At 64.7% G+C, this 25,432-nt stretch carries 23 protein-coding genes and 3 pseudogenes; 12 read left to right on the top strand and 14 right to left on the bottom strand.

Annotated elements, in window-relative coordinates:
- Nucleotides 1-228: 228 nt before the first annotated feature.
- The 4 genes from CBI38_RS23065 (at nucleotide 229) to CBI38_RS23050 (ending at nucleotide 3,937) form a co-directional block, all read left to right on the top strand.
- Nucleotides 229-1,344 (top strand): resuscitation-promoting factor, encoded by a 1,116-nt coding sequence (locus tag CBI38_RS23065; RefSeq protein ID WP_109332506.1) that lies wholly within the window; start codon nucleotides 229-231, stop codon nucleotides 1,342-1,344.
- Nucleotides 1,345-1,371: 27 nt separating this feature from the next.
- Nucleotides 1,372-2,499 carry a resuscitation-promoting factor gene (locus CBI38_RS23060; RefSeq protein ID WP_109332505.1) on the top strand — a complete coding sequence of 376 codons (1,128 nt, stop codon included), beginning with the start codon at nucleotides 1,372-1,374 and terminating at the stop codon, nucleotides 2,497-2,499.
- Nucleotides 2,500-2,509: 10 nt separating this feature from the next.
- On the top strand, nucleotides 2,510-3,415 hold the full coding sequence (gene rsmA / locus CBI38_RS23055) for a 16S rRNA (adenine(1518)-N(6)/adenine(1519)-N(6))-dimethyltransferase RsmA (protein ID WP_109332504.1): 906 nt from the start codon (nucleotides 2,510-2,512) through the stop codon (nucleotides 3,413-3,415).
- Between the two features lie 318 nt (nucleotides 3,416-3,733).
- Nucleotides 3,734-3,937 carry a cold-shock protein gene (locus CBI38_RS23050; protein ID WP_109332503.1) on the top strand — a complete coding sequence of 68 codons (204 nt, stop codon included), beginning with the start codon at nucleotides 3,734-3,736 and terminating at the stop codon, nucleotides 3,935-3,937.
- A gap of 87 nt (nucleotides 3,938-4,024) precedes the next feature.
- On the opposite strand, the gene CBI38_RS23045 is transcribed toward CBI38_RS23050, so the two are convergent.
- Both CBI38_RS23045 and CBI38_RS23040 read right to left on the bottom strand, forming a co-directional pair.
- Nucleotides 4,025-4,453 carry a hypothetical protein gene (locus CBI38_RS23045; protein WP_109332492.1) on the bottom strand — a complete coding sequence of 143 codons (429 nt, stop codon included), beginning with the start codon at nucleotides 4,451-4,453 and terminating at the stop codon, nucleotides 4,025-4,027.
- Nucleotides 4,454-4,558: 105 nt separating this feature from the next.
- Nucleotides 4,559-5,527 (bottom strand): helix-turn-helix transcriptional regulator, encoded by a 969-nt coding sequence (locus tag CBI38_RS23040; RefSeq protein WP_109335286.1) that lies wholly within the window; start codon nucleotides 5,525-5,527, stop codon nucleotides 4,559-4,561.
- Between the two features lie 173 nt (nucleotides 5,528-5,700).
- Here CBI38_RS23040 and CBI38_RS23035 point away from each other — a divergent pair, with 173 nt between their 5' ends.
- Nucleotides 5,701-6,594 carry a YdcF family protein gene (locus CBI38_RS23035; RefSeq protein ID WP_109332491.1) on the top strand — a complete coding sequence of 298 codons (894 nt, stop codon included), beginning with the start codon at nucleotides 5,701-5,703 and terminating at the stop codon, nucleotides 6,592-6,594.
- A 997-nt stretch (nucleotides 6,595-7,591) separates the two neighbouring features.
- Here CBI38_RS23035 and CBI38_RS23025 read toward each other — a convergent pair.
- From CBI38_RS23025 to CBI38_RS23000, 6 genes are all read right to left on the bottom strand, one after another.
- Nucleotides 7,592-7,918: a DUF3263 domain-containing protein gene (locus tag CBI38_RS23025; RefSeq protein WP_418328280.1), complete on the bottom strand. Its 327-nt coding sequence runs from the start codon at nucleotides 7,916-7,918 to the stop codon at nucleotides 7,592-7,594.
- A complete protein-coding gene (locus CBI38_RS23020) occupies nucleotides 7,897-8,571 on the bottom strand; it encodes an MBL fold metallo-hydrolase (RefSeq protein WP_109332488.1) in 675 nt (224 codons plus the stop codon). Before CBI38_RS23020 ends, CBI38_RS23025 begins: the two co-directional genes overlap by 22 nt.
- Entirely contained in the window at nucleotides 8,568-9,860 is a 1,293-nt protein-coding gene (locus CBI38_RS23015; protein WP_109332484.1) for an NAD(P)/FAD-dependent oxidoreductase, read from the bottom strand. The genes CBI38_RS23020 and CBI38_RS23015 overlap by 4 nt, the downstream gene beginning before the upstream one ends.
- Entirely contained in the window at nucleotides 9,857-10,180 is a 324-nt protein-coding gene (locus CBI38_RS23010) for a 2Fe-2S iron-sulfur cluster-binding protein (protein ID WP_109332483.1), read from the bottom strand. The genes CBI38_RS23015 and CBI38_RS23010 overlap by 4 nt, the downstream gene beginning before the upstream one ends.
- Nucleotides 10,181-10,261: 81 nt before the next feature.
- Nucleotides 10,262-10,573 (bottom strand): EthD family reductase, encoded by a 312-nt coding sequence (locus CBI38_RS23005; RefSeq protein ID WP_109332482.1) that lies wholly within the window; start codon nucleotides 10,571-10,573, stop codon nucleotides 10,262-10,264.
- 34 nt (nucleotides 10,574-10,607) lie between these two features.
- Nucleotides 10,608-11,921 carry a cytochrome P450 gene (locus tag CBI38_RS23000; protein ID WP_109332481.1) on the bottom strand — a complete coding sequence of 438 codons (1,314 nt, stop codon included), beginning with the start codon at nucleotides 11,919-11,921 and terminating at the stop codon, nucleotides 10,608-10,610.
- A 162-nt stretch (nucleotides 11,922-12,083) separates the two neighbouring features.
- Between CBI38_RS23000 and CBI38_RS22995 the strand changes: the two genes are divergently transcribed.
- Nucleotides 12,084-13,082 (top strand): AraC family transcriptional regulator, encoded by a 999-nt coding sequence (locus CBI38_RS22995; RefSeq protein WP_204164803.1) that lies wholly within the window; start codon nucleotides 12,084-12,086, stop codon nucleotides 13,080-13,082.
- Between the two features lie 111 nt (nucleotides 13,083-13,193).
- On the opposite strand, the gene CBI38_RS22990 is transcribed toward CBI38_RS22995, so the two are convergent.
- The 3 genes from CBI38_RS22990 to CBI38_RS22980 form a co-directional block, all read right to left on the bottom strand.
- Complete coding sequence (locus CBI38_RS22990; protein ID WP_109332480.1) at nucleotides 13,194-14,231, bottom strand: NADH:ubiquinone reductase (Na(+)-transporting) subunit F; 1,038 nt, start codon at nucleotides 14,229-14,231, stop codon at nucleotides 13,194-13,196.
- Nucleotides 14,232-14,327: 96 nt separating this feature from the next.
- Nucleotides 14,328-15,542, bottom strand: a complete 1,215-nt coding sequence (locus CBI38_RS22985; protein WP_109332479.1) for a cytochrome P450 — start codon at nucleotides 15,540-15,542, stop codon at nucleotides 14,328-14,330.
- A 254-nt stretch (nucleotides 15,543-15,796) separates the two neighbouring features.
- Complete coding sequence (locus CBI38_RS22980) at nucleotides 15,797-16,882, bottom strand: VOC family protein (protein ID WP_109332477.1); 1,086 nt, start codon at nucleotides 16,880-16,882, stop codon at nucleotides 15,797-15,799.
- An 825-nt stretch (nucleotides 16,883-17,707) separates the two neighbouring features.
- On the opposite strand from CBI38_RS22980, the gene CBI38_RS39280 reads away from it, so the two are divergent.
- The 4 genes and pseudogenes from CBI38_RS39280 to CBI38_RS40630 all read left to right on the top strand — a co-directional run.
- Nucleotides 17,708-17,842, top strand: coding sequence for a DUF3068 domain-containing protein (locus tag CBI38_RS39280; protein WP_230989929.1), 135 nt, complete (start codon nucleotides 17,708-17,710; stop codon nucleotides 17,840-17,842).
- A gap of 323 nt (nucleotides 17,843-18,165) precedes the next feature.
- Nucleotides 18,166-18,981, top strand: a complete 816-nt coding sequence (locus CBI38_RS22970; protein ID WP_109332476.1) for an IclR family transcriptional regulator — start codon at nucleotides 18,166-18,168, stop codon at nucleotides 18,979-18,981.
- A gap of 124 nt (nucleotides 18,982-19,105) precedes the next feature.
- Nucleotides 19,106-19,617: pseudogene (locus CBI38_RS37955) on the top strand (4-oxalocrotonate decarboxylase); the annotation flags it as partial.
- Nucleotides 19,612-20,793 (top strand): annotated as a pseudogene (locus CBI38_RS40630) (acyl-CoA dehydrogenase family protein); the annotation flags it as partial. The pseudogenes CBI38_RS37955 and CBI38_RS40630, both read left to right, overlap by 6 nt.
- 52 nt (nucleotides 20,794-20,845) lie before the next feature.
- On the opposite strand, the gene CBI38_RS22955 reads toward CBI38_RS40630, so the two are convergent.
- A complete protein-coding gene (locus tag CBI38_RS22955) occupies nucleotides 20,846-21,865 on the bottom strand; it encodes an AraC family transcriptional regulator (protein WP_109332475.1) in 1,020 nt (339 codons plus the stop codon).
- Between the two features lie 123 nt (nucleotides 21,866-21,988).
- Here CBI38_RS22955 and CBI38_RS22950 point away from each other — a divergent pair, with 123 nt between their 5' ends.
- Both CBI38_RS22950 and CBI38_RS22945 read left to right on the top strand, forming a co-directional pair.
- Entirely contained in the window at nucleotides 21,989-23,203 is a 1,215-nt protein-coding gene (locus CBI38_RS22950; protein WP_109332474.1) for a cytochrome P450, read from the top strand.
- A 3-nt stretch (nucleotides 23,204-23,206) separates the two neighbouring features.
- A pseudogene (locus CBI38_RS22945) lies at nucleotides 23,207-24,236 on the top strand (2Fe-2S iron-sulfur cluster-binding protein).
- Nucleotides 24,237-24,388: 152 nt separating this feature from the next.
- Here CBI38_RS22945 and CBI38_RS40625 read toward each other — a convergent pair.
- Both CBI38_RS40625 and CBI38_RS22935 read right to left on the bottom strand, forming a co-directional pair.
- Complete coding sequence (locus CBI38_RS40625; protein ID WP_418328279.1) at nucleotides 24,389-24,676, bottom strand: helix-turn-helix domain-containing protein; 288 nt, start codon at nucleotides 24,674-24,676, stop codon at nucleotides 24,389-24,391.
- Between the two features lie 315 nt (nucleotides 24,677-24,991).
- The gene (locus CBI38_RS22935) at nucleotides 24,992-25,411 is read right to left on the bottom strand and encodes a tautomerase family protein (protein WP_109332472.1); all 420 of its coding nucleotides are present in this window, start codon (nucleotides 25,409-25,411) and stop codon (nucleotides 24,992-24,994) included.
- Nucleotides 25,412-25,432 lie beyond the last annotated feature (21 nt).

The raw sequence follows: 25,432 nt of genomic DNA, 5'->3' as shown, positions 1-25,432 counted from the left end.
CTTTCTATGACAGGTGCCCGGTCGCTTCCGGGCTCTTGGTGCAGACGCAAGATACTGCGTCACCGCGGGTGGCCCGAATTCGACGCGTTTTCGCGTCCCAGTCGAAAACCATGTCCGATCTCAATCTTTTTGTGATCTAGGTAGCAGGTGCTGGCTGCAAAGTTGCCATAGCAAAGCCGATTCGTTACCGTACCGTGATCAAACTTTCGCCAGCCTTTGGGACTTGATGTGTCAGTACTCGCCAGACTTAACAACGCCAAATCGCCCTTTCTCTACGTGGTGGTCGCCGCACTGCTTGCGACCCTCGTTGTCGGTGGCGCCCTGGCCGTAGCCCGGCACAAGACCGTCACGATCGACGTCGACGGCGAGAGCATGTCGCTCGGCACCATGGCTACCGATGTGAGCGGGGCCCTCGACGACGCCGGGTACACCCTCAACGAGCGTGACGCTGTCGCGCCTGCTGCCGGCGCCTCGATCTCCGAAGGTGACACCGTCGTGTTGCGGCGCGCCCGTGAGGTCACGCTCACCGTCGACGGAGAGCCGAAGAAGGTGTGGACCACGGCGCTCACCGTCGACGACGCTCTGAAGCAGTTCGAACTGGCCGACGACGTGCACGTCTCGGCGTCGCGTTCGCAGCGCCTTCCGCTCGAAGGTGCCGAGCTGGACGTCGTCGAGCCCAAGCTCGTCAAGGTTGCCGACGGCGGGGCGCCGATCGCCGAGGTCCGCCTCGCCGCCCCCACCGTGGGCGATTTGCTGGCGGCCAAGGGTGCCCCGCTCGAGCAGGCCGACACCGTCGTACCTCCCGCTGACAGCCCCGTCGTCGACGGCGCCGAGATCCGCGTCACCCGCGACCGCACCGAGACCCGCACCGAGACCCTGCCGATCGCGCCCCCCGAGAACCGCGTGGACGATCCCGCGCTCGACAAGGGCAAGACCGTCGTCGAGAACCCGGGCGTTCCCGGTGAGCGCACCGTGACGGCCGCAGTGAAGACCGTCAACGGGGTCGAGGCAGGCCGCCAGGAACTGAAGTCGGAGATCCTGCGCGAACCGGCGCCCGCCGTCGTCCGTGTCGGCGTGAAGGAGATCGCCATCTCCAACGCGTCGACCTGGGACTCCATTGCGCACTGCGAGGCCACCGGCAACTGGGCCATCAACACCGGGAACGGCTTCTACGGCGGACTCCAGTTCACGCAGAGCACCTGGGAAGCGTTCGGTGGCACCGCCTACGCCCCTCGCGCAGACCTCGCGTCGCGCGAGCAGCAGATCTCCGTCGCCGAGAAGGTTCAGGCGACGCAGGGCTGGGGTGCATGGCCCGCCTGCACCAGCAAGCTCGGACTCCGCTGACCCGCTCGGCTCGAGTAAAGGAACACGATGTCGCCCTTCGCCAAGATCAACTCGGCCCGCTCGCCGCTGCTGTACACCGTGGTCGCGCTGCTTCTCGCCACACTGATCGCGGGCGGAGTGATGGCCGTGGTCCGGCACAAGACCGTCACACTCGACGTGGACGGTGAGAAGGTCTCGCTGAGCACCATGAGTACCAGTGTCGACGCCGCGCTGTCCGACGCCGGGTACCCGCTCGACGAGCGCGACGTGGTGGCACCGGAACGGGACGCATCCCTGTCCGACGGTGACACGGTGGTTCTGCGCCGCGCACGCGAGGTGTCCCTGACCGTGGACGGTCAGCCCAAGACCGTGTGGACCACGGCGCTCACCGTCGAGGACGCGTTGAAGCAGTTGGAACTCGCCGAGGACGTGCACGTATCCGCGTCGCGTTCGCAGCGCCTGCCCCTCGACGGCGCCGCGCTGGAGGTGCTCAACCCGATGGTGGTCAGGCTGACCGACGGCGCTTCGCCGGTGACGGATGTGCGGTTGGCGGCACCGACGGTCGGGGACTTCCTCACCGCGCACGGTGCGCCTCTCGAACAGGCCGACACGGTCGTGCCCCCCGCGGACACGCCGCTGGCGGAGGGTATGGGCGTCACGGTCACCCGCGACCGAGTCGAGACGAAGGTCGAAACCTTGCCGTTGGCGCCGCCGGAGCAGCGGATCGAAGACCCCACGATGAACATGAGCCGCACCGTCGTGGAGAACCCTGGCATGCCGGGTGTGCAGGACGTCACCTTTGCGGTCAACACGGTCAACGGCAGGGAAGTGGGCCGCAACCAGGTGGCGGCCACGGTCACCACGCCCGCGCAGCCCAAGGTGATCAGAGTCGGCGCGAAACCGGGCACGGAGGTGCCTCCCGTCGAGAACGGCGCCGTCTGGGATGCGCTCGCACAGTGTGAAGCCACCGGGAACTGGGCCGTCAACACGGGCAACGGCTTTTTCGGCGGCGTTCAGTTCGATCAGAACACCTGGGAGCGTCAGGGCGGTCTCAGGTACGCACCGCGGGCCGATCTCGCCACCCGCGAGGAGCAGATCGCCATCGCGTCCCGAACGCAGCAGACCCAGGGCTGGGGAGCATGGCCGACGTGTTCGGGCAGGCTCGGAGTCCGTTAAAGTTCCCCTGGTGTCCGACGCCGAATCATCCCATGTCGAACGAGGCCAGCCTCCCCGAGGGCAGGCTGCTCTGCTCGGCCCTGCCGAAGTGCGTTCGCTAGCCGAGGAATTCGGTGTGCGCCCCACGAAGCAGCTGGGGCAGAACTTCGTTCACGACGCCAACACCGTTCGTCGTATCGTGGCCACCGCCGGCGTGGGGAGCAGCGACATCGTTCTCGAGGTCGGGCCCGGTCTAGGGTCGCTCACCCTGGCGCTACTCGACGTGGTGGACAAGGTGATTGCGGTCGAGATCGATCCCAACCTCGCCGCCCGGCTGCCGGTCACGGTCGCCGCCCGCGCTCCGGGGCTCGCGGACCGGTTGACCGTGGTCGGGGCCGATGCGATGCGCGTCCAGCCGTCCGAGATCCCCGGTGAACCCACCGCGCTCGTCGCCAACCTGCCGTACAACGTGGCCGTGCCGGTGCTGCTGCACCTGTTTGCGGAATTGCCCAGTCTGCGAACGGCTCTGGTGATGGTGCAGGCCGAGGTGGCGGACCGCCTGGCGGCACCGCCCGGCAGCAAGACCTACGGAGTGCCGAGCGTGAAGGCCAACTTCTTCGGTTCGGTCCGCCGTGCGGGGTCCGTGGGCAAAGCGGTCTTCTGGCCTGTTCCCAAGGTGGAGTCGGGATTGGTGCGGATCGATCGTTACGCAGAACCTCCGTGGCCGATCGACGACGAGCACCGGCGACGAGTGTTTGCCGTGATCGACGCGGCATTTGCGCAGCGCCGCAAGACTTTACGAGCGGCGCTCAGTGGCTGGGCCGGATCGCCGGCCGAAGCGGAGCGCAGGCTCGTCGAGGCAGGAATCGAGCCGTCCACGCGCGGGGAGAGGCTCGACGCTGCGGCATTCGTGCGTCTTGCTGCCACCCGTCCGTAGCCGCGGTTCCCCCATCCTGCGGAGGATGCCGGCAGCGAAGTGAGTGGTTCGGGCGGAGGCGAGCGCCGGTACGAGGTGCCGAATCCCATCAGGTGGGCGCCGATCGACGCAGATTCCGGGGTTGGGGGAGACAAGTGGGCGCGGATGTGGTTCACTATTGGAGGTCGTAAGTTTTGTGTTTGTGTTTCCCACGCTCGCAAATCGATGGTTGCGAGCGTTTGGACGTCCTCCACAGGAATTGTCATAAGCGGTCGTGTCAGATGACCCTGGTAACCGAGCCGGTTACCTGAAGAAGAAACTGTGTTAGAGGAGATTTACATGGCAGAGGGCATCGTGAAGTGGTTCAACTCCGAGAAGGGGTTCGGCTTCATCGCCCCCGAGGATGGCAGCGCTGACGTGTTCGTCCATTACTCGGAGATCCAGAGCGGCGGCTTCCGCACGCTCGAGGAGAACCAGCGTGTTTCGTTCGAGATCGGCCAGGGCAACAAGGGCCCGCAGGCCACCGGCGTCACCCTGGTCTGAGAACGGCTATGACTTCCCGGTTCGCCGGGACATGACGTTCGAGCAAGGCCCCACTCCGCAGGAGTGGGGCCTTGCCTCGTTTTCATCTCACACCGAACGTAGATGCGCAGCCTGATACGCGAGATTGATCGCGCACACCAGCCAGAGCTGAAGCGCAGAATTTGGGCCGAAGAGACCGACGACGGCGCAGATACCGAGGGTAACGGCGACGAGGAAGGTTGCGGTGCCCAGTCCGCGTCGGCGTGCCGGCCGGAAGATCAGCACGCCGGTGACGAGAAGTGCCCACACCGTCGAGGCGAGAATCGCCGCGCAGACATACCATGCCGACGAGTACCGTGCCGGCCAGGTCCACGGATCGTTTCCGTTGTCGAGTGTGCAGAGGAACGCCAGCGAGAACACCATGGTGACGACGGTTGCGGCGCCGAGCACCGCGTGGGCCCCCACAAGCACTTTCGCGCTGTTTTCGGGCCCTGACGGCGCGCGAGCACGCCCCTCCTCGACAATCGTGTGCTGCATCCCCGACAACCCCGACCTTTCGTCTCGTCGCTGCTCGGACGCCGAACAACGACCGTGTCGCTCCGTCGTTATCCCGGACACGGTGACCACCGCACGGCGTCTTGGTCAGGCGTTACCGTAGCGGTCGGCGAAGAGGCGATGGCGCTCGCCCACCCGTCGGCACTCTTCCCGCAGCTCAGGGGGATCGAGGACGGTGAAATCGGTACCGAAAGCACTGAGCCACTGAGCGATCGACGCCAGGGAGTCGCCGCCGAGCGCCACCGCGCAGCGGCCGTCCGGCAGTTCCTCGAGAGTGCCCCAGTCTTCGTGCACCATGGGTGCGATCTCACCGATCGGAGCGTGCAACAGCACTCGCGCGCGTACCCGGGTGACGGCGCGGGTGATTCCGCGGGCGACGAAATCGGCGGCGCCGCCCGGTGGGAGCTCACGCGGCGTGAAGCGGGGTCCTGTCGGAATCTTCGGCGTCATCCGATCCACCCGGAACGAACGCCAGTCGGCGCGCGTGAGATCCCATGCCACCAGATACCAGCGGACCCCGGACCGAACGAGTCGATAGGGCTCCACCTCGCGGCGACTCGCGGTGCCGTCGTGGGTGCTGTAGTCGAAGCGGAGCCGCTCGTGGTTGTGGCACACAGATGCGACGCTGGAAAGCACCTGGGCGTCGACGGCGCTCCGTGCGGGTTCTCGGTGCACCACGTCGACCTGCAACGTCTCGAGGCGGTGCCGAAGCCGCGACGGCATCACCTGCCGGAGCTTGGCGAGAGCGCGCATCGACGCCTCGCCGATGCCCACCACCGAACCGGTGGAGCCGGATTGGAGTCCCAGTGCCACCGCCAGAACCTCCTCGTCGTCGAGTAGCAGAGGCGGCATCTCGGCACCGGCACCGAGCTGATATCCGCCGCCGACGCCGACGGTCGCGTCGACCGGATAACCGAGATCGCGAAGCTTGTCGACGTCCCGGCGAACGGTGCGCGGTGTGATCCCGAGTCGATCGGCCAGTTCGGCTCCCGACCACTCCCTGCGGGTCTGCAGGAGTGAGAGCATCCGGAGGAGTCGCGCCGAAGTTTCTCGCATGACGACAAGAATGCCACCGATTGCGGACGGGTTCTGTCCTGATTGGGGAAGGAAACCGCCGGGTACGAAACCGCGCAGGGCGACCGGTCGGGCCACTACACTGGCCGCCGACGCTCCACGGACCATCGCACGAGTCTTGTAGTGAAAATCCGACGGAAAGGTCCTCGTTGAGAATGCACACGCGTGTCCGGCCGTATCCGGCCAGAGCGGTGTTGGCCGCTCTCCTGTCCACCCTCTTCACGTTCGTCCTCCTCGTCTCACCCACTGCGATTGCCTCGGCCTCGGCGGCGGATCTCTTCAACAGTGCCCAGGGAAAATTCGCTGACGGGGACGCCCGAGGTGCGCTCGCCGACATCGGCGGAGCCGTCGCCCAGGACCCGGGCGACCCGAATGCGGTGGCTTTGCAAGCGATCTATGCCGATGCCGCCTCCGACCTGATCACCCGCGAGGCCGCGCTCGCACGACTGGGGGCGATGGACGCAGGCATGCGGGCCGGCGTGCACGGCCTGCTCGACGCCATCAGGACTGCGTCGTTCACGCCACCGAACCCGCTTCCGGCAATCCAAGGCCCGTCCACCGCCATCATCGTTCTCGGTTACGGACTGCTGCCCGACGGCAGCATGCGCCCGGAGTTGATCAACCGGCTACAGGCCACAGTGATCCAGTCGTTCGTGTCGCCGTTCTCGCCCATCATCGTCACCGGCGGTAACCCACAGAACGGCATCACCGAGGCGGCCGCCATGCAGGGGTGGCTGCAAGCCAACGGTGTTGCACACCAGCGGATCCACGCCGAGCACCGTGCCGGATCAACGGTAGCCAACGCGCTGAACTCGGTTCCGCTGGCGCGCTCGCTCGGTGCGGGTGGCGCGATCATCGTGACGTCGGCCAACCACATCCGTAGGGCAACGGTCGATTTCAACGTTGCTGGGCTTCCGGTGGTCGGCGCGATGAGCGCCGTTACCAGTGCGGGACAGCTGATCGCCGAAGTCGCGCCCTTGACCAAGGACCAGCAACTCGGCATGTACCGAGATGCGATCCGGGTGTTCGGCATCCCCGCCGGTTACTAAACGGCGCCTCTCTGTGTCAAGACGAACCGGTGGCCCCGGTTGTAGGGTGGAATTTGGTGGGTCCGGGAAGTGACTGGTCCGAAGTGCCGTGTGCGGGGTGTCAGCCGGCCGCGCAGGACGATAGAGCCGCCCCCGAGTGTCCTCTCGGGCCTGCCGCCAGCTCTGTCCACCCTGCCGCGATCTTCGAGAGGCTTCCATTCCTCTGCGCTGCATGGTGGCATGGGCGGGCAGCCTCCTCCTACTTTCACGCTGGCAGGTTCACCACCCCCGCGTTGGCTCTCTCACGAGCAACTGTGAAGTTGGCGATCCAGAAAATCGAGCTGCTCCTGGCATGCCCGGAAGCACGGGGTGCATCGGCGCACGGTGCTGCTCCCCAGAGTAAAGGAGAACCGAACGGACGGAATGTGTCGGTCAATGTGCTTGGGAGCCGGTCAAGCCGGCACGGCAAGAATTGAGATACTCACGGAGGTTCCCACGCTGGCGGGGGGTGAGCTGACTGACCATCTGTTCCTCGAGTGCGGAGACTTACCGGCGATAGCAATCGAGTAGCTCCACTCCGGTCGCCGTGACTGTCGTCAGCATTTGCCGGCGGTTGCTGGGGTCGACCCGCCGACTGACCAGACCTCGACTCTCGAGCGCGATGATCATCTCGTCCATAGTTTGCACTGTGACGAAGGAATTGCGGGCCGGCTCGGCGGAAGAGAGTCCATCGCAGCGACGTAAGACCGCCAGGGCGGTGTGTTGGAGAGTCGTGATGCCGACCGGGCGCAGGATTGTGTCCATCCGTGACCGTATGGCCAGCTCCAACTGTTCGATCGCGTAAAGGAGACTCGGACCGAGGTCCTGTCCGTCACCGCTGCCGGATTTCCGAATCTGACTGGTGCTTCACCGGTGGTGTCTCTTCCGCGTTCGTGAACGCCTTTCGTGCGCGCCGCGTGCGAACCCGGGATTGTTGCGGCGGTCCAACCGCGACGGATGGTGACGTGTCTCCAATTCCCTACTCGTACACGGGGGCAGGTTGAATGGAGTAGCGTGCCGCGTTCTCCAGGATCAGATGGCGCTCGGCGAGTGGCCTGTTCCGTATCGCGATGGTGCGCAGGATTCGGGTTACTCTCGCATAGAACGTTGCTGGGCTCATGCCGAACTCGACGAGGATGTCACCGGGCCGCGCACCTCCGTAGGGTGCCCAGATTCGGGCCAGTTCGAGCATGGCTTGCTCTTCCGCATCATAACGTCTCCTGCTTGGGAGGTGGATGATGAGTGCGCCGCGATGCGGCGCACCATGTGGGAGCTCTGGCTTGCTTACTGCCCTTGCGCGATCCATTCGGAAAGATGGGGTGCCTCGGTGCCGATCGTGGTTTCTTCACCGTGTCCGGTGTGGACGAGCGTTTCTTCGGGAAGTGCGAACAGCCGGTCGCGGATCGACCCAATGATGGTCGGGAAGTCCGAGTAGGACCGGCCGGTGGCGCCGGGACCGCCCGACAACAGGGTGTCCCCGGAGAACAGTATCCCGGCCTCGCGCGGGTACAGGCACACCGATCCCGGCGAGTGACCGGGTGAGTGGATAACCTGGATCTCGGTGCCCGCGATGGCGATTCGCTGTTCGTCCTCGAGATGCCAGTACTTGGCGTCGGGGTGGCTCATCTTCCACAGCACGTCGTCGCGATCAGAATCGGAAGGCCAGCAGGTCAAAAGAACGATGTTCTCGGGGTGCAGCAGCACAGGGGCGTACAGACGCTCGGCGAGTTCGGGGGCGACGGTGACGTGGTCGTTGTGACCGTGCGTGCAGATCACGGCATTCACGTGCCGGCCTCCGACCTCGTCGATGATCGCCTGCGCGGTGTGAGCGGCGTCGACGATCACGACGTCGGTATCGTCACCGATCAGCCAGATGTTGTTGTCGACGTTCCACTCTCCGCCGTCGAGGGCAAATTTTCCCTCGGTAGCGACCCGCTCGATCCGGAACCTTCCGCTCATGACGCCACCACCTCACGCTCGCCGACTTCGGCTGAAGCAACCTCGGCCTTGTGCGTGTCCTTGTGCCGGGTGATCGCCAGTTTGAGATCGAAGTCCGTGTCCGCTGCCTGCTCCGGAGTAAGCGGCATACCGCAGGCAAGGATCTTTCGTGCCGCCATATGGTCGCGGGGCTTGTTGACCGACTCGACTCCCAGCAACCGGGTGCCGAGGAAGCAGAAGATGGAGAACGCCCCGCTGTCGACGGAACCGCGAACCACGTGGGTGTCCGCGCCCACGGTCAGCCCAGCCATCTGCAATTTCGATTCGTACTGCTCGGACCAGAACCACGGCACACTCAGGTAATTGGTGCTGGTGCCGGTGAGCTGAGCGGCGAGGCAGCGGGCCTGATCGACCGCATTCTGTACGGATTCGAGTCGCACCAAACTGGCTGTTCCCGGGATCGGGTAAGCGGCGCAGTCACCGATCGCCGAGATGTTCTCGTCGGGTGTGCGAAGGTACTCGTCGACGACGACGCCGTTGTCGACCGGCAGGCCCGCCAGGGCGGCGAGTTCGATGTTGGGTACGACACCGATACCCACGACGACGGCGTCGGCGCGTATGACGTCGCCGGACGCGGTGGTGACCCCCGCTGCTCGGCCGTCGACTGCGACGACCGTCTTCACGCCGGTCGACAGCCGCATGTGCACACCGTGTTCGGTGTGTGCGGTGGAGAAGTAGTCCGACATCACCGGCGACAGGGCGCGGGCCATCGGCCGATCCATCGCTTCGACGACGGTCACGTCGAGGCCCTTCTTGCGGGCCGCTGCGGCGACCTCGAGACCGATGAAGCCGGCCCCGATCACGACCAGGGACGAGCACGAGGCCATGCTCGAAGTGAGGGACTCTGCTTCACCGGCGGTTCGCAGGTAGTGCACACCGGGAAGGTCGGCGCCGGGGACGGGCAAGAGCCGGTTGCGGGCGCCGGTCGCCAGGATCAGGTGGTCGTACTCGATGACGGTGGCATCGATCAGCTCCACCAGTTGTGCATCGCGATCGATGCGGACGACGGGCTTGCCGCACGCGAGCGTGATCCGGTGGTCGTCGAAGTACTGGGCCGGACGCAGCGCAAGGGATTCCCGGTCCGGATCACAGTGCAGGTACGCCTTCGACAACGGTGGCCGCTGGTAGGGCACACCCGGCTCGTCACCGACCAGGGTGATCGATCCGGCAAATCCGTGACTGCGCAGACTGACGGCGGCCTCGAATCCGGCCTGTCCGGAACCGATGATGACGATGCGGTCGATACTCATACCTGCTCCTCCGGAAGCCGGACGATCAGACCGTCGACGTCGTCGCTGACCACGAGCTGGCAGGACAGGCGACTGGCTTCGGTGCGGGGGCTGACGGTGTCGTCGAGCATCTCGTCTTCTTCCTCGGAGATCGAGGGAAACTTGTCCGCCCAGGGGCTTTCTATGTAGACGTGACATGTCGCGCACATGGCCTGGCCACCGCATTCGGCGACGATGCCGTCGATTCCGGCGCCGATGGCGGCCTGCATGACCCTTTTGCCGGTAGGAACCTCGACCTCATGCTTGGTTCCATCGGGGTGAACGTAGGTGACGGTAGGCACGTCTATCTCTCTTTCACGGTAGTGCAGTAATGGCGAACTCAGGTGGGGTGCCGGCAGTCGAGCCGGCACCCCACCGCCGACTCACGGCAGAACGGTCTCTTCGTCGCTGAACAGCATCGTCACTCCGCCGGAGGCGAAGTTCGCGACGTCGGCGGCGGCGTTCCGACCCGCTGTGGAGGCGAATGCCTGCCCGGCTTCTTCCTTGCTCTCGAAGTACAGCTGCGCGAGCGCGTACGCCGAGGGGGGATTGCCGTCGAGAGATTCACACTTTCCTGCGGCGAACCGCTTGACGCTCGGGATCTGCTGCACCAGAGGCAAATGTTTGGAGCTGTAGTGCTCGTCGAAGGCGGCCGGGTCGGCGGGCTGGTTGTAGACGATGGTGACGCGGTACATGGTGTCCTCGTTTCGTTGGGTCGGTCAGGGTCGGTCAGGGTCGGTCGGCGGGCACAGGATTCTGCTGGGGATCCCACTCGACCAACACGTGCTCGGGTCCCCGGAACGAGGTGTTGGGAAGGTAGGAGAATTCCTGTCCAGCAACGAGTGACATGTGCGGCAGGCGCCGCGAGACCTCTTCGAGGAAGACCTTCATCTCCAACCGCGCCAGCGTCGCGCCCAGGCACGTGTGGCTGCCGATGCCGAATGTCAAGTGGCGTCGGGCGTTTCCTCGATGGATGTCGAAGTCGTCGGGCTCGGGGAACATCGAGTCGTCGCGGTTCGCCGACGCCATGACGATCAGCAGTCGACCGCCGGCCGGGATATCGACTCCGCCGACAGTGGTGTCAACCACGGCCTTGCGGCGCCAGGCGACGACGGATCCGCTGTAGCGGAGGCATTCTTCGATGGCCTTGGGGATCAGCGTGGGGTCGGCGCAGATCTCTTCCCAGGAGCTGCGGTTCTCGAGCAGGGTGCGGAACGCGTTACCGGTGGCGTTGGTGGTGGTTTCGTGCGCGGCCACCACACCACTCATCATGATGTTCTGCAGGTAGTTGTCGTCGAAGAGGTCGGGGTGCTGCCTTTGCATCTCGATTGCGTGGGGGATCCACCCCTTCGCGTTCGGGTCGGCCTCGAGTTTGTCGACCAGTCCGCCTGCGAATTCCCAGAACTTCCCCATCCCGGTTGCGACCCGGGTCTGTTCGTCTCCGGTGGGGTGTCCCCAGGTGAACAGGGTCTGCTGCATCCCGAAGTGGCGGCAGGTCTCGATGTCCTCGTCCGGCACGCCGAGGAAGATGAGCGCGACGATGCAGGGAACTTCGTAGAGGAGATCGCCGATCAGGTCGGCCCGGCCATCCTTGATGACCCGGTCCAGGTAGGTGTTGACGACCTCGCGGATCTTCGGTTCGAGGGTGGCGACGTTTTCGGCTTCGAACGGCTGCAGCAGCAGTCGGCGACGTTCGGTGTGGATCGGCTCGTCCTCGTTCACGATGGTCGGGCCGGGAGCGAACTGATAGCTGCCGAGGATCTGCAGCGCCTCGTCACTGATCGGGGTGATCTGGTCGAGAGTGATCGACGGGGAGAACACCGATGGTGTCTTGAAGATCTGCTTGATGTCCTCATAGCGCGTGACCACCCAGTAGTCGAGCAGTGGACTGTAGAACACCGGCTCTTCTTTGCGGGCTTCCCGCAGCGACGAGGATGGATCGACCTGGTAGGCGCCCTGGAACGGATCGAAGCCTGCCGCCATACCTGAAACGGGGCATCCGGTCGGGCTTTTCACGCCTTCCGGCGCGTGATCGACGGTCATTCGTCTCCTCCAAATTTGGATATAGGAGCTGTTGAGTGATTCCTGATGAGCGTATGATTCAGGTCACATGACGCGCTATCCTGTGAGCGCAGCAATATAGCCAATTGGCGCAATAACTGAATCGTTCTCGATTTAGTGGGACCAGAGAGACCGACAAAGTAGATGAGCGAAGACCCGGATCGCGGAAACGGCACAAAGACGTTTCTTTCCGACGATATCGACGAGGCGCGGGCCATCGGCAGCGATCTCTACTATCCCCATGAGGTTCGCGTCCTCGGGGACGAGCATATTTTTCAGATGCGAATGACTGCCGCCTCGTTCGGTCCCGTCACGCTCGGCCGGCTGGACTATTCGACCGAGGTGGAAATCTTCACGAACGAGTTGCGCGACTCCTATCAGGTGAACATCCCGATGCGGGGGGAGCTGGTCACCGGGTCGGGTCGCGCCCGGACCGTGGCGACCCCCCACTGCGCCGCGGTCTACCGGTGCGACCAGCGGACCCTGCTGCGTGGGTGGGCCTCGCCCTATCCGACCCCGGTGCTGGCCCTGAAGATCGATCGCCGGGCGCTCGAGGATCAACTCGCGGCACGGTTGGGAACCGAGATCGTCGACCCGATCGTCTTCGGCATGGACCTCGATCTGGACACCGTCGTCGGCCGTCAATGGCTCTCACTGGTCGAGGGTCTGTCTCATCAACTCGATAGTCCCGAGGCGTTGGCGCTGCATCCCATCGTCTCGACGCCGATGGCGGAGTGCTTGATGAGCGGGCTTCTCGTCGCGGCTGAGCACGACTACAGGGCAAGGTTGTATGAGCCCAAGCCCGCCCTGCCGGGAATTGTCCGGCTCGCCGTCGACTACCTCGAGGCGCACGCGCAGCAGCCCCTGACGGTGGCTCGGGTCGCCAAGAACGTCGGGGTGAGTGTGCGGTCCCTGCAGGTGGGGTTCCAGAATTCGTTGGGTACGACGCCGATGCGGCAGCTGAAGATCATCCGCCTGCAGAAGGCGCGCAAAGACCTGCTCGAGGCGGACCCGGCGAATGAAGGTGTCACCGAGATCGCACAGCGGTGGGGGTTCCTGCATGTCGGCCGGTTCGCCGGGGAGTACAAGGAGACCTTCGGAGTGAGTCCGTCGGAGGACCTGCGCACGGTGCCGTTCCGGTAGCAGATATGACGATCCCGCGGAAGTGATCGTGTCCATTCACTTCCGCGGGATCGGTGCCGTCCGGATCCGTCAGCGCCAACGTCTTGATCCGGAGGAAAGGGGGCGTCGTGGCTACTGCACCACGGCGGCCAGGTTCGGTGCGGCGATCGTGAACTCTTCACGGAAGATCAGTCGGGGCGCCATCCGACGTCGCTTGAGGGCCTTGACCGCCGCCTCGACCATTGCCGGCGGTCCGCACAGGTAGGCGCTCATGCCCTTGCACGACGAGAAGTCGTCGAGCACAACATCGGTCACCATCCCCATGGCCCCGTCCCACTGTTCCTCGCTCAGCGCGGGGCGGTAGTGAAAGTGCTCATGCTCCTGTGCGAGGTCGCGGAAGAAGTCGACGTCGTACAGATCCTCCTGGCGACGTCCACCGTGGTAGAGATACAACTCCGGAACCAGGCGCTCGGCCAACGCATGCTGGACGATCGACTTCAACGGCGCCAATCCGGTGCCACCGCCGATCAAGATCGCGGCCTCGTCCTGCTGCTTGACCAAGTTGAACTGGCCCAACGGCCCACGCAGAGAGATGCGGTCACCGACCTGCATCGGTCCGAAAATCCACCCGTCCGTGGCCAGACCCCCGGTCGTGAGTTTGACGTGGAATTCCAGGTTCCGCGTCTCCGTCGGCGGATTGGCCAGCGAGTACTGCCGGCCGACGTTGTGCCCGGGGACGATCAACTCGACGTACTGACCGGCATTGAACAGCATCGGCGTATCCACTTCGACCACGAGCCGACGGGTATTCGCAGCGATGTCCTCGAGTACCGTCACCGTGCCCTCGTAATCACGCAGTGGGAAGTGCGGAACTCCGTCGTCCCCGGCTCCGCCGATCGGTTCGACCGTCAGATCGGAGCAGGGGGTCGCCATACAGCCGAGAGCTAAACCTTCGGCGCGCTCGTCCGTGGTCAGGGTGTACTCGGGGGATTCGTTGTGGCGCACCTCCCCACACTGCACCTTGAGTTTGCAGGTGCCGCAGGTGCCCTGGGTGCACGAGTGCGGAAGCCATTCGTTCGCCCGCAGCGCCGCATCGAGGATGGATTGGTCTTCGGCAACGGTGATGTCCGAATTCTTACCCTGGATACGGACCGTGTATTTATTTGCCATTTCCGACAGTGCTCCAATCCAATAAAAATGCTCCCGAAGTGCCCGATCCATTAATCTCCGGACCGGACACTTCGGACCTCCAGAAATGTGATTCCGTTACACTTCCCATTTGACGAACAACTGCTTCGGGCCACGGAAACCCCAACCCCAGAAATCGACCTCGTGAGCCTCGTCGCGTTCCAGGTTCGGAATGGCCTCGAGCAGTTCCTCCAGGCCGATCCGGATAACCGAGTTAGCGAAATAGGTACCCGCGCAGGCGTGCTTTCCGCCACCGAATGTCATGTTCGGAAGCAGGGCCCGATCGATATCGAATTCAGTCGGGGCGTTATAAGCGTTCTCGTCCTGGTTGGCCGAGCCATAGGAGAGCATCACGATCGACCCCTCCGGCAGCGTCACGCCACCGACCTCGACCTCGTGCGCGGCACGCTTGACCACGGCAGACCAGATCGGCGCCACCCAGCGCATGCCCTCCGAGACCGCCCGGGGGATCAACGCCGGGTCGTCGACGACCCGTTCGAGCTGTTCGGGCTTGGTGAACAGTCCTGCCAGCGTGGTGGCCATCGCGTGCCCCGGCTCCTGCATCGCTCCGAGGAGGAAGACGTACAGGTTGGGGTAGATGACATCGCGGCTGCGGGTCTGCCCTTCGGGCATACCGTCGTGTAGCCAGTGGGAGATCGCGGTGTGATCGGGGTTCTTGATCCACTTGTCGATCTTGGGATCGACGTGGGCGATGATCTCGGCCTTGGCCTCGTCGCCGGGGATGAACCCGTCCGGGTTGGCGAATTCGCCGTTCTCGTCGACCGCGGCGTTGGTGAAGGACACGCTCAGCTTGTGGAACCATTCGCGAAGCTTGTCGGTGCTGACGTCATCGAGTCCGAGCAGATCGCCGAGAGCACGAACGCTGACCGGCTCACAGTACGCAGCCACGATGTCGGCGTTTCCATCGTTCTCGATCTCGGCGAGTCGCTGACGTGCGAAGGGGCGCACCAGATTGTCGATGTACTTGTCGACCGCTGAGGGCTGCAGGTGCGGTTCGACCATGTCCCGCAGCTTGCGGTGTTCGTCGCCGTTCGTGTTGAGCAGTGCGCCGGGCCCGAAGGTGCGGCCTCCGGCCGCAGAGATGACGGCCGGCCAGTTCTCGGCGTCCTTGGCGATGTCGGCGCACAGTTCCTTCGTCGACACGATGTACATGCCCAGCGCCGGGACGAAGGCTACTGGAGCCTCTTTCCTCAGACGCTCGTAGAACGGATAGGGGTCGGTCTCGAGCTCTTCGATCGTGATCTCGTCGATAAAACTCTGGGTGGAAGTCATGGTGCTCCTTCTGCTTCGGGCCCGCGTGCAGTGGGGACTCGCGCTGATTCACTCGTGTGAACCGACGACCGAGCGAAAGTGGATGGGTTCAGGTGTGAGGTGCGGTGGCGTCGATCGACGATCCCGACCTGCACAGCCCCGCCGAACAGTGTGTGATCCAGCCCTCGCGACTCCAAAGGAGTTGTGCCGCTTATCGGCACACCGAGGTGGATCACGTGGGTGTGACCCGAACTCCGGTCACACCCACGTGCGTATCAGGACGCCGGGGCGCCGGCGACGGCGCGGGACTGGTCGATCTCGTCCGGGACCGCCTGCTCAGCTGCCGCCGCATCGGGGTCGGGGTCGCCGGGACCGAAGTGCGCGTACTTCTCGATGTGCTGGTCGAGTGAGAGCGGGCTCGGAGTGCCGTAGGTGAAGTAGGTTTCCCACGGCAGCTTCGCCCCGCCGATCGCCAGGCCGGTGTCGATGTCCGACATCTGCCAAGTCTTGGTGTCACCATCGGGATCGAGGTGCAGATACCCGACCTCGCCGAAGAGCTCGATGCGGTTGCCCCCGGGTTCGAACACGTAGAGGAACTGGGCCTGGGTGATGCCGTGCTTGTCGGGGCCGGCTTCGATCCGAATGTCGTAGTCGCGGAACATTTCCACGGCATCGATGTTGTGCTGGCCGGTGCCGTAGTAGAACGCGAGGTGATGCATCTTGCCCCGCTCACCCTGCGCGTCGCGCAGGCACGCGACCTCGTGGCCGAGGATGTTGGAACTCATCCACGCACCGATCTCGGTATTGCCGTCGACGACGCGTTCGGTGGTGCGGAAACCGAGGTGCCGCTCGAACGAGTTCTTCACCGCGGTGACATCGCTGGCGAGCAGGTTCAGGTGATCGATGCGCTTGACCGGGATGCCCTGCAGTGGCTTCTTCGAGGGGCGGGTGAGGATCTTGGACTGCAACTCCGGCGGAGCCTGGTACTTCTCTACCTCCCACAGCAGTTCGAGGTTGTGCCCGTCCGGGGACTGGTAGGTAAAGGTTTTTCCGTATCCGAAGTCGCTCTCGCGCCATGCTCCGTCGACGTTGGCATCTTTGAGCGATGCCGCCCGGCGTTCGAGCGCCTCCGGGGAACTGGTGCGCATCGCCGCGTGGCCGAGTCCGGACTGGGTTGATTCGGTGACCTTTAGGCTCCACTGGTACGGGTCTTCATACCCGCGCAGGTAGACCGACTGCCCCTCGGTGTGGGTGATGTACATGCCGAGGAACTTGGTGAAGAAGTCCACCGTCTCCTGCGGCTTGGGGCTCAGCAGTTCGGCGCGGGCGAGATGGGAAATCTCGAACCGAGGGTCGCTCATAGGTCGTCTCCTTTGTTGCCTGCCTGAGATCGGCAGTGTCCGCTGTCCGATCGCGTCGTGAGGGTGTGTGCCCCCCGGCGACCGGGACCAGTGCGGAGTGGCGTTGTCTGGCGCTTCGGTCCTTGCCGACTGGGTATCAGCTCGTGTCCGATGTCACGATCTTGATCCGAATCACTTGCTCTCCGCTACACAATCCAGAATTGCCGAACAAGCGACGGAAATCACCCCGACATAGTTCGGAAACTGGGCAACTCTGCGCAACGCGGATCTCTTCGGCGCTAGATTGCGTTTTCCGGCCTGTCGGGACCGTTAGAACAGGTCTCCCCACTCGTCCCGTCTCCGACGCGGCCCCTCGCGCGGTCGGTTCGATCATGGGGGAGCGGCAGGGGCGGTGCGCCTTGATCGGCGACCCCGCCGCTACTGGTAGTGCCGGTTTGTCGACCAGCTGCAGCCAGAGCCTTCGTCTGTCTTCAACCGGCAACTGGGATGGATAGTCATCGAGGATTCGCGCGAGCTGCTGTTCGTACCTACTACTCGACATCGCGAACCGTGTGAGGAGCTTCTCGGGTGGCGGGGTGCCGTAGGGCAACCATTGGCACGCGAACTCGACGATCGCTGCATCGAATCTGTCTACGACACGGACTCCCTTCACTATCGCCGTTAGGCATTACGTCGGCTACCGGTCACCCAGTGTGCTTTGCGAACCGGGCCGGAAGGCGCCTGCGTCGGGACATCGGGACAAGGGGATCAGCAGGGTTCCCGGTTGTTCGCCCTGGCAGTGCGCATGTCCCTCATCTACCCAACGAGTACACGAAGGAACGATCGATGCTTGTCAGACGATCTTCGAAAATTCCTGTCGCACTGGGAGTAGCGTTCATTGCTTTCGCTGCCCTGCTACGGTTGGTGCTGGTGCCCTCACTGTCGAAACTGCCCGGTGACCTCGACGTCGATCCGGTGTAGGAGGGCACCGGAACATTGCTCAATGCTCAGGCTCTACAAGCCGGTGACATCCCCAACGTCATCGCCTCGGGGTTTTCCCGTGACCGTTAACCGTCACACCTACGTATCCAGCACCGACGGTGACACCGCAGTGGCCCACGATGACATCACCCTCGAGGCGGCCGGGCAAGCCCGGCGAAAGGGTGGTGCGCGCGCAGTCATCCATCCGTGCGCTGGTGGTCATGGTTCCACCGACGCTCATCTCCTAGTGTTCCAAGTCACAGGCGGTCGGTGGTTGTGCACCCGCGCAACCACGCCGATCCGTGGATGGAAGGACGGACACTTTGGCGGCACTGCAGACAGTCCAAAAGATCGGGCCGGTGTTGGATCTCTTCACCGCGGCGCAGCCGGAATGGGGAGTCTCCGAGGTCGCCGCTGCCATCGACGTCCCCCGATCGAGTGCGCACGCCTTGCTGTCGAGTCTGGTCGACACCGGACTGCTCCAGTGCCGCACCCGAGGTCGCTACCGGATCGGGTGGCGGGTGATCGAACTCGGCGAAACTCTGCGGGGCACTGTCGACGTGCGATCCTGCGCGTCGCCGGTCATCGAGGACCTCGTCGATCGGTACGGCGAAACCAGCCACCTCGCGGTGATGGAGCGGTGGCACGTGTTGTACGTCGACAAGGTGGTCGGTACGCACAACATCACCGTGCAGGGTGCACGGGTCGGTACCCGTCTCGAAGCACATTGCACAGCGGTGGGGAAGGTACTCCTGGCCAGTCTGGGGGAGAACGAACTGCGCCGTTACCTGGCCGGTCGCCAGTTGCGCAGGCACACGCCGTCGACGATCACCAATGCCAGGGCACTGCTCGACGCGTTGTCGGTGGCGCGGTCTGCCGGCCACGCCTACGACCTCGGTGAAGCCGTCTCGGAGGTTCACTGCGTGGCCGCGCCGGTGCGCGACGACATGGGTTCGGTGGTGGCCGCGGTGAGCATGAGCGTCCCGGTCAGCCGTTTCGTAACCCGTCGCGTCGAGTTCACCCGCGCTGTCATGGCAGCGGCTCGCGAGGTGTCCCACGCGGTCGGCAACACGACCCACGCCACACCCGCCACGACCAGGGAGGTTCCCGAACCGCACCGGCCGGCCCTGGCCTCCTGACCTCCCGTCATCCGAAGACCGAAACGACAGACACAGCGCAGAGGTGCCTTGGATACCGTCGCACGTAAGGCCGCCGACCGGTTGATGGAGGTGTCCGGACGGGCGAACCTATCGACCCGCTTACCCCGGAGCATCCCGACGCGTCGATCGAATTCGCCTACCGCATTCAGCAGTTGTAGGTCGAGGAGTGGGCGCTCGGCGGCGACCTCGTCAAGGGGCACAAGGTGGGTCGCGTGGGGTGAGTGCGGCAACGGCGCTGGCTGCCGTCGACCGTGTCGTGGGCGCGATCGAGAACACCGACAGCCGGTTCTCTGGCTAGATGTTTTCGATGATGGACGCCGCGGCCGACAACAATCCGTCCGGACGCTACGTCACCGGGCCGATCAGCCGGCGGCCGGAAGACCTCGACCTTGCGCTCGAGGCATGCCTGCTCGAGGTCGACAGGGAGATCGTCGATTCCGCGACCGGTGCTGCGGTGCACGGGCATCCGGCCGAAGCGTTGACGTTCGCGGCCAACACGCTCGCCGAACGGTGCGACGCCATCGAGGCCGGCTGGGAGGTGCTCACGGGCGGGATGACCTACGCGGTGCGGGTGAGTCGGGTGCGCGTTTTGCCGCGCACTTCACGAATCTGGGCGCCGACGAGTTGTATCACGACCTGTTGTCCCGAACGAGGTTCGCGGCCTTCGTGTGCGGGTGCGCGACTTCGCGACCAAGCGATTGAGCCCGTTGCGCATCACATCGCCGGCGGCGACGAGCGGCTCGACGGCTTCCCGCGTGATGCGTTCGTAGCCATGGCCGCGGAGGGACTGTTCCGGATCCCGTTCCCTCCGATGTCGGCGGCGCCGGCCTGACGCACCGCGCCACCGCGACCGCGGTCGCGGTGGAGAACTGGGTTATTACTCCAATAGCGTGCCGCCATCTTGGACGAGCACTGCATCCTCGCGGGTACCGTGCTCGACCAGGGCGCGGACGAGCAGCGACGCCGCTGGCTGCGGCCCCTCGTCGAGGGGAGATCGTGGGTGCCTTCGTGACCAGCGAACCGGCGTGTCCAGCGACTTGTCCCCCGACGCCGTGTCCACCGAAGCGGTCCCGGACGGTGACGGCTGGATTCTGCGCGGCCGGAAACGGTGGATCACCAACTCCGTCGTCGCCGGTGTGGTGGTGGTGCTCGCACGCACTGGGCTCGGCCTGACGACCTTCATCGTGCCACCAATGCACCGGGTGTCGCGATCGGATCCCCGACCGCAAGCTGGGGAATCGTGGGCAGATCACCGCCGATGTTCATCTCGACGACGTCCGCCGCGCCCGGATTCGGTGCTCGGACGGGTCGGGGTGGACTCCGAATCGCGTTGCAGATCCTGATTTACGGACGCATCGGGATCGGTGCTGCGCGCGTCGGCATGGCGCAGGCCGCATTCGATCGGACCGTCTACCATCTGAAGTCCCGGCACGCGTTCGGTGCGTCGCTGGCCTCGAAGCAGCACTGGCAGTTCGTGATGGCGGACTACGCTGCGGATTTGGAGTGCGCACCGTGTATCTCAAAGCGGCACTGCGGCTCGACGTCGGCGAGCGGTTCCCCGAACCCGAGGCGGCGATGGCGAAACTGCGGGGCACGGATCTGGCCGCGCGGATCGCCCGGGATGCCGTGCAGGCCTTCGGTGGACTCGGCTTTGTGCGGTCGCTCGGCGCCGACGGCACAGGGGGCCCGGTGGAGGCCATCCACCGTGACAGCAAGATCGGCGAGATTTAGGAAGGCGCCAACGAAATCCAGCGGTGGGTGTTGGCGCGTCAGATCTTCGGGCGCACACACCGGGTAGGGACGGAAGGCAACTTATGGTTCTACGTCAATCGGCGGCCGCGAGTCACGCTCCGGCCGCGCCGCCGTTCCTGCCGTGCTGCTCACGAAAATGCGCTGGGCTGGCGCCGAACCGCTTACGGAAAGCGCGGCTGAAGTGTGAGACGTCGCGGAAACCGACCCGGTCGCTGATCTCGGCGACCGTCGACTCGGTGCCGAGAAGCTGCCCCCGGGCGCGGTCCAGGCGCAACTGGTACAGCCACGTGCGCGGGGTGGTGCCTGCGATGCTGAACAGTTTGTGGATGTAACGCAACGACATTCCCAGTTCGGCACCGATCTCCGCCGTCGAATGGTCGGGGTCGTGCAGGTACCGCGCCATGGTCTGCTGCACCGTCCGGAGATCATCGTGGTGGACCCGCATCGTCGCGGTCAGCGGACGTGCCTGCTCGGTGAGGACGGATGAGAGCATCTCGACGGCGGACACGGCGACCGATGCTGACGACCCCACCGACAACCGGTCATCGGTGGTCGCGATGTCGACGAGAAAGCGCGAGACGAGACCGCTCAGCCCGTTCTGTCCGGACATCCCCAGGCCGGTGACCTGGTCCATGGCCTCCGCGGGCAGCCGGGAGATCAGAAGTTGGCGGGGCGCGCGCAGCACGACCTGCTTGAATTCGGTCTTCCCGTCCACGACGAACGGTGCCGCCGAGTCGAGGATGCCGAACGCCCCCTGCTCGAGAACCGCGGTCCGTGAGTGCTGCTGAAGAGTGGCCGTTCCCCGGGTGATCAGACATAAAAGATAGTCATCGTTGGGGTCGGACCGAATCATCTCCGGCGTGCGCACCACCGTGTGCGGATCGGCGTGCACCACACTCACGGTCAGGTCCCCGAACGGGCGCACCGACAGTTCTGCAGCAAACCGGGCGTGTTTGTCGGGCCAGTCGACGTCCATCTCGCAGTAGGTGGAGTCGAGGGTGTCCGCCCAGCGCATGCGTCCTTCGGTCGACTCCAGCTCGCGCGTACTCAGCACCATCTCGGCGTTGTTGTCGGTGCAGGCGGAGTCATCCTTCTGAGCACTGTCGGTCATGTTCGATCACACCTCCGCCTTCTAGTGTTCCAGATCACAGGGATTTCCCGCGCGTACGACCCCCGAAGAGTTCGGGCCGCGCCCACTTCGAATGTTGCGAACGACTTCAGAGGAGACAACGCGATGACCACCAACACCACGTGGATCGAATCGATCACCATGGAGGAACTCGATCGTGATCCGAATCCGATCTACGACCGGCTCCGGCGGGAGGCCCCCGTGGCGTTCGTTTCGGCGGTGGGAATGTATGTCGTGGCATCGCGCGACCTCTGCCTGCAGATCGCGCAGGATTCGGACACCTGGTCCACGGTGATCGCCCCGTCGGGAGGACGAACCTTCGGAGAGGGTACCGTACTCGCCTCCAATGGTGAGCAGCACAAGAAGCTTCGCGAATGGATCGATCCCCAACTACGGCCCAGCGCCGTGGACTCCTATGTCGAAGCGCTGGTCCGGCCGCAGGCGCGTAGCCTCCTCGAGGGTATCGAGGATCTGGGTGCCGCAGACATCCAGGAGGCCTACTTCGCGCCGATCAGTGTGCGTTCGGTCGGCGACCTGATGGGTCTCACCGAAATCCCTTCGGAGACCTTGGTGCACTGGTTCCAGACGCTGGCGCAGTCGTACGGGAACGCGGAAGTCGACGAGAACGGAGACTTCGCCAGCCCAGGGCCGTTCGAGGCCGGTGACCGGGTCAAGGCCGAGATCGTCGCCGCTGTCGACCCGATGCTCGATCACTGGACCGAACATCCCGACCACACCCTGATCTCGCACTGGCTGCACGACGGGATGCCCGACGGTCAGGTCCGCGACCGGTCCGAGATCTATCCGAACATCTACGTGTTCCTGCTCGGCGCCCTTCAGGAGCCCGGACACGTCATGACGACCACCCTCGCAGGGCTATTTCAGCATCCCGACCAGCTCGAACGCGTCGTCGACGACCCCACACTCATTCCGCGCGCCGTCAACGAGGGCGCACGCTGGGTGGCGCCGATCTGGAGTGCGGCGGTGAAGGTCGCGGGCCGCGATGTCACCGTCGGCGGCATCGACCTGCCGGCGGGAACACCGGTCATGCTGGCGTACGGTTCGGCCAATCGCGACGAGTCCGTCTGGGGAAACGCGGAGGCTTACGAGATCGACCGACCGATCATGCCGCATCTGGCGTTCGGTGCGGGAAATCATGCCTGCGCCGGAACGTATCTCGGTACCGCGATCGTGCGGATCGCACTCGAGGAACTGTTCGAGACGATCCCGAACATCGAGCCCGATCCCGACCGCTCCCCGCAGTTCTGGGGATGGACATTCCGCGGGCCGCAGGGCCTGCACGTCACCTGGGAGGTCTGACCGATGGACCGCATGGTGACGGTGTCGGGGCAGGACGGGGCGTTCCCGGTCGCACCCGGCACGTCGGTCCTGGAAGCCGCATTGCGGGCGAATCGCTGGCTTCCGCACGCCTGTTCACAGGGGACCTGTGGCACGTGCAAGATCCGGGTTCTCTGCGGGGAGGTCGACCACGGCGCCGCCGACGAGACCATCCTCTCCACCGACGAACGCTCGTCGGGACTCGCGCTGGCCTGCCAGTCGAAACCGCACGGAGACCTGACCGTCGCTCCCGTGAACGACGCCGACCCCGGCCGGCCGATGCACCCCCTCCGCGACTACACAGGCACGGTACGGGAACTGTCCGACATCGCTCGGCAGACCCGCAGGCTCGTCGTCGAACTCGACGAGCCGATGGAGTTCGACGCCGGTCAGTACGCCGAACTGATCGTGCCGGGCTCCGGTGTCGCGCGCCAGTATTCGATGGCGAACCCGCCGTCCGAGCAACGGCTGCTCGAATTCCACGTCCGGAATACGGCGGGCGGCCTCGCCACCGAGGGCTGGATCTTCGACTCACTCGCGGTGGGTGACCGCATCGATCTGCGTGGACCGCTCGGCCAGTTCGGTGTCGTCGGATCCCGGGAGGAGTCGGCCATCCTGATCGGCGGAGGCACCGGGCTCGCACCGCTCAAATCGATTGTTCGGCATGCACTGGACCACGATCTGCTACCGGCGATTCACCTCTACCACGGTGGTCGCCGGGAAGCCGACCTCTACGACGTCGAGTGCTTCCGCGCGATGGAGGCGACCGATTCCCGATTCCACTATCACCCGGTGCTCAGTGAGGAGAACTGGGACGGGGCAACGGGAATGGTTCACCGACGCCGTGCTGGGTGACTTCGCCAGTTGCCGTGGCCACAGCGCATACCTTTGCGGACCGCCCGCGATGGTCGTCGCCGCCGTCAAGGCCTTGAAACGCCGCCGCATGTCGCCGCGGTTGATCTTCAAGGAGGAGTTCACGGTGAACGCCCCGCGGCCGGCAGCCGAGGCCGTGTGATCCCGCAGTCCCCAATTCGACCTAGGACGCCGAGAACAAGAATTGTTCTACGCCGCAAAACACCTGCCGCTGGTCCGGCAGGTGCCCGGGGGTCGCCCGATTCGCCGCCGGGGATCTCAGGAACTTCGCCACCGGTGGTATCACGATGCTCTTCAGCAACGAGGACACCGTTCTTCCTTGAACATGCCTCCGGCACAGAACATCACGAGCCTCTGCGCGCGTGCTTTGTCCGGTACAGGCCCGGGCTCGGCCGAAGGTATTGCGGAACAACCGCCGAAATGGGACACGTTGCGGAAGCCGACGCGGTCGCTGATGTCCGCTACGTAAAGATCTCTGGTGAGCAGATACTTTCGTGCGCGCTCGAGGCGGGGTTGGTACAGCCATGCACGCGTCGCGGTGCCCGCCGCACTGAATAGCTTGTGTACCGTCCGCAGTGACATTCCGCACCCGTTGCGATGTCCGACAGCGTGATGTCGGCGTGGTGGAGATCTGTTCGATCACGCGCTGAACCCGCGCGAGACCTTCGGTGCGATGGAGTTGCGCGGGATTGGTCGCAAGCATCCCCTCGGTGGGGGCCGGGGCCAACATGTCGACGGTGGACGACGCGAACGAGACCGCGGCAACCCTCGACGCGACCGCGTAGACGCGAGATGAGTAGTTCCCGGGGGCGCGCGCACGACGACCTGCCGGAACCGGGCGGGGCGAACGATGGGCGGCCGCAACGAATGTCGTCGCCGCCCATACGCAAGTGGGGATCAGGGTAGCGACTGCGCCCGGTCGGCAATTTCATCGGCCCGGGTCGTGGCTGCCGCGGTCCCGGCAATCGTCCAGTTTTCCGGGGCGATTTCGACGATCTGTCCTCGGACGAGTGATCGCTGCGCACCGAGGACCTCGACGATTAGGTCGGTGAACCGCGCGGCAAGTTCCTGTCGCTGACGGGCGGGTCGGTCGGCGAGCACGATCGCCGTGAAGTACGGAGCTGCAGGAGCACCGTCTGTAACGGTGTTTGCTGCGACGGCGACATCGTCGGGATGATATCGGATGATGAAGACGCGGACCCGTTCGATCGGCGAGCCGAGGACCTCGGAGTAGCAGCGACTTGCCGCGGTGAGTAGCTCTCGGTGCTGCTCGGCGGTGTAGGCGCCGTCGACGAGGTGGAAGTGCGCGACAGGCATGGGTTGCGGGTCCTTTCGGTG

The sequence above is a fragment of the Rhodococcus oxybenzonivorans genome (genome assembly GCF_003130705.1).
Classification (GTDB): Bacteria; Actinomycetota; Actinomycetes; order Mycobacteriales; family Mycobacteriaceae; genus Rhodococcus_F; species Rhodococcus_F oxybenzonivorans.
Note: the sequence above shows the minus strand (reverse complement) of the source record. Positions and strands in the feature narration are given on the sequence as shown.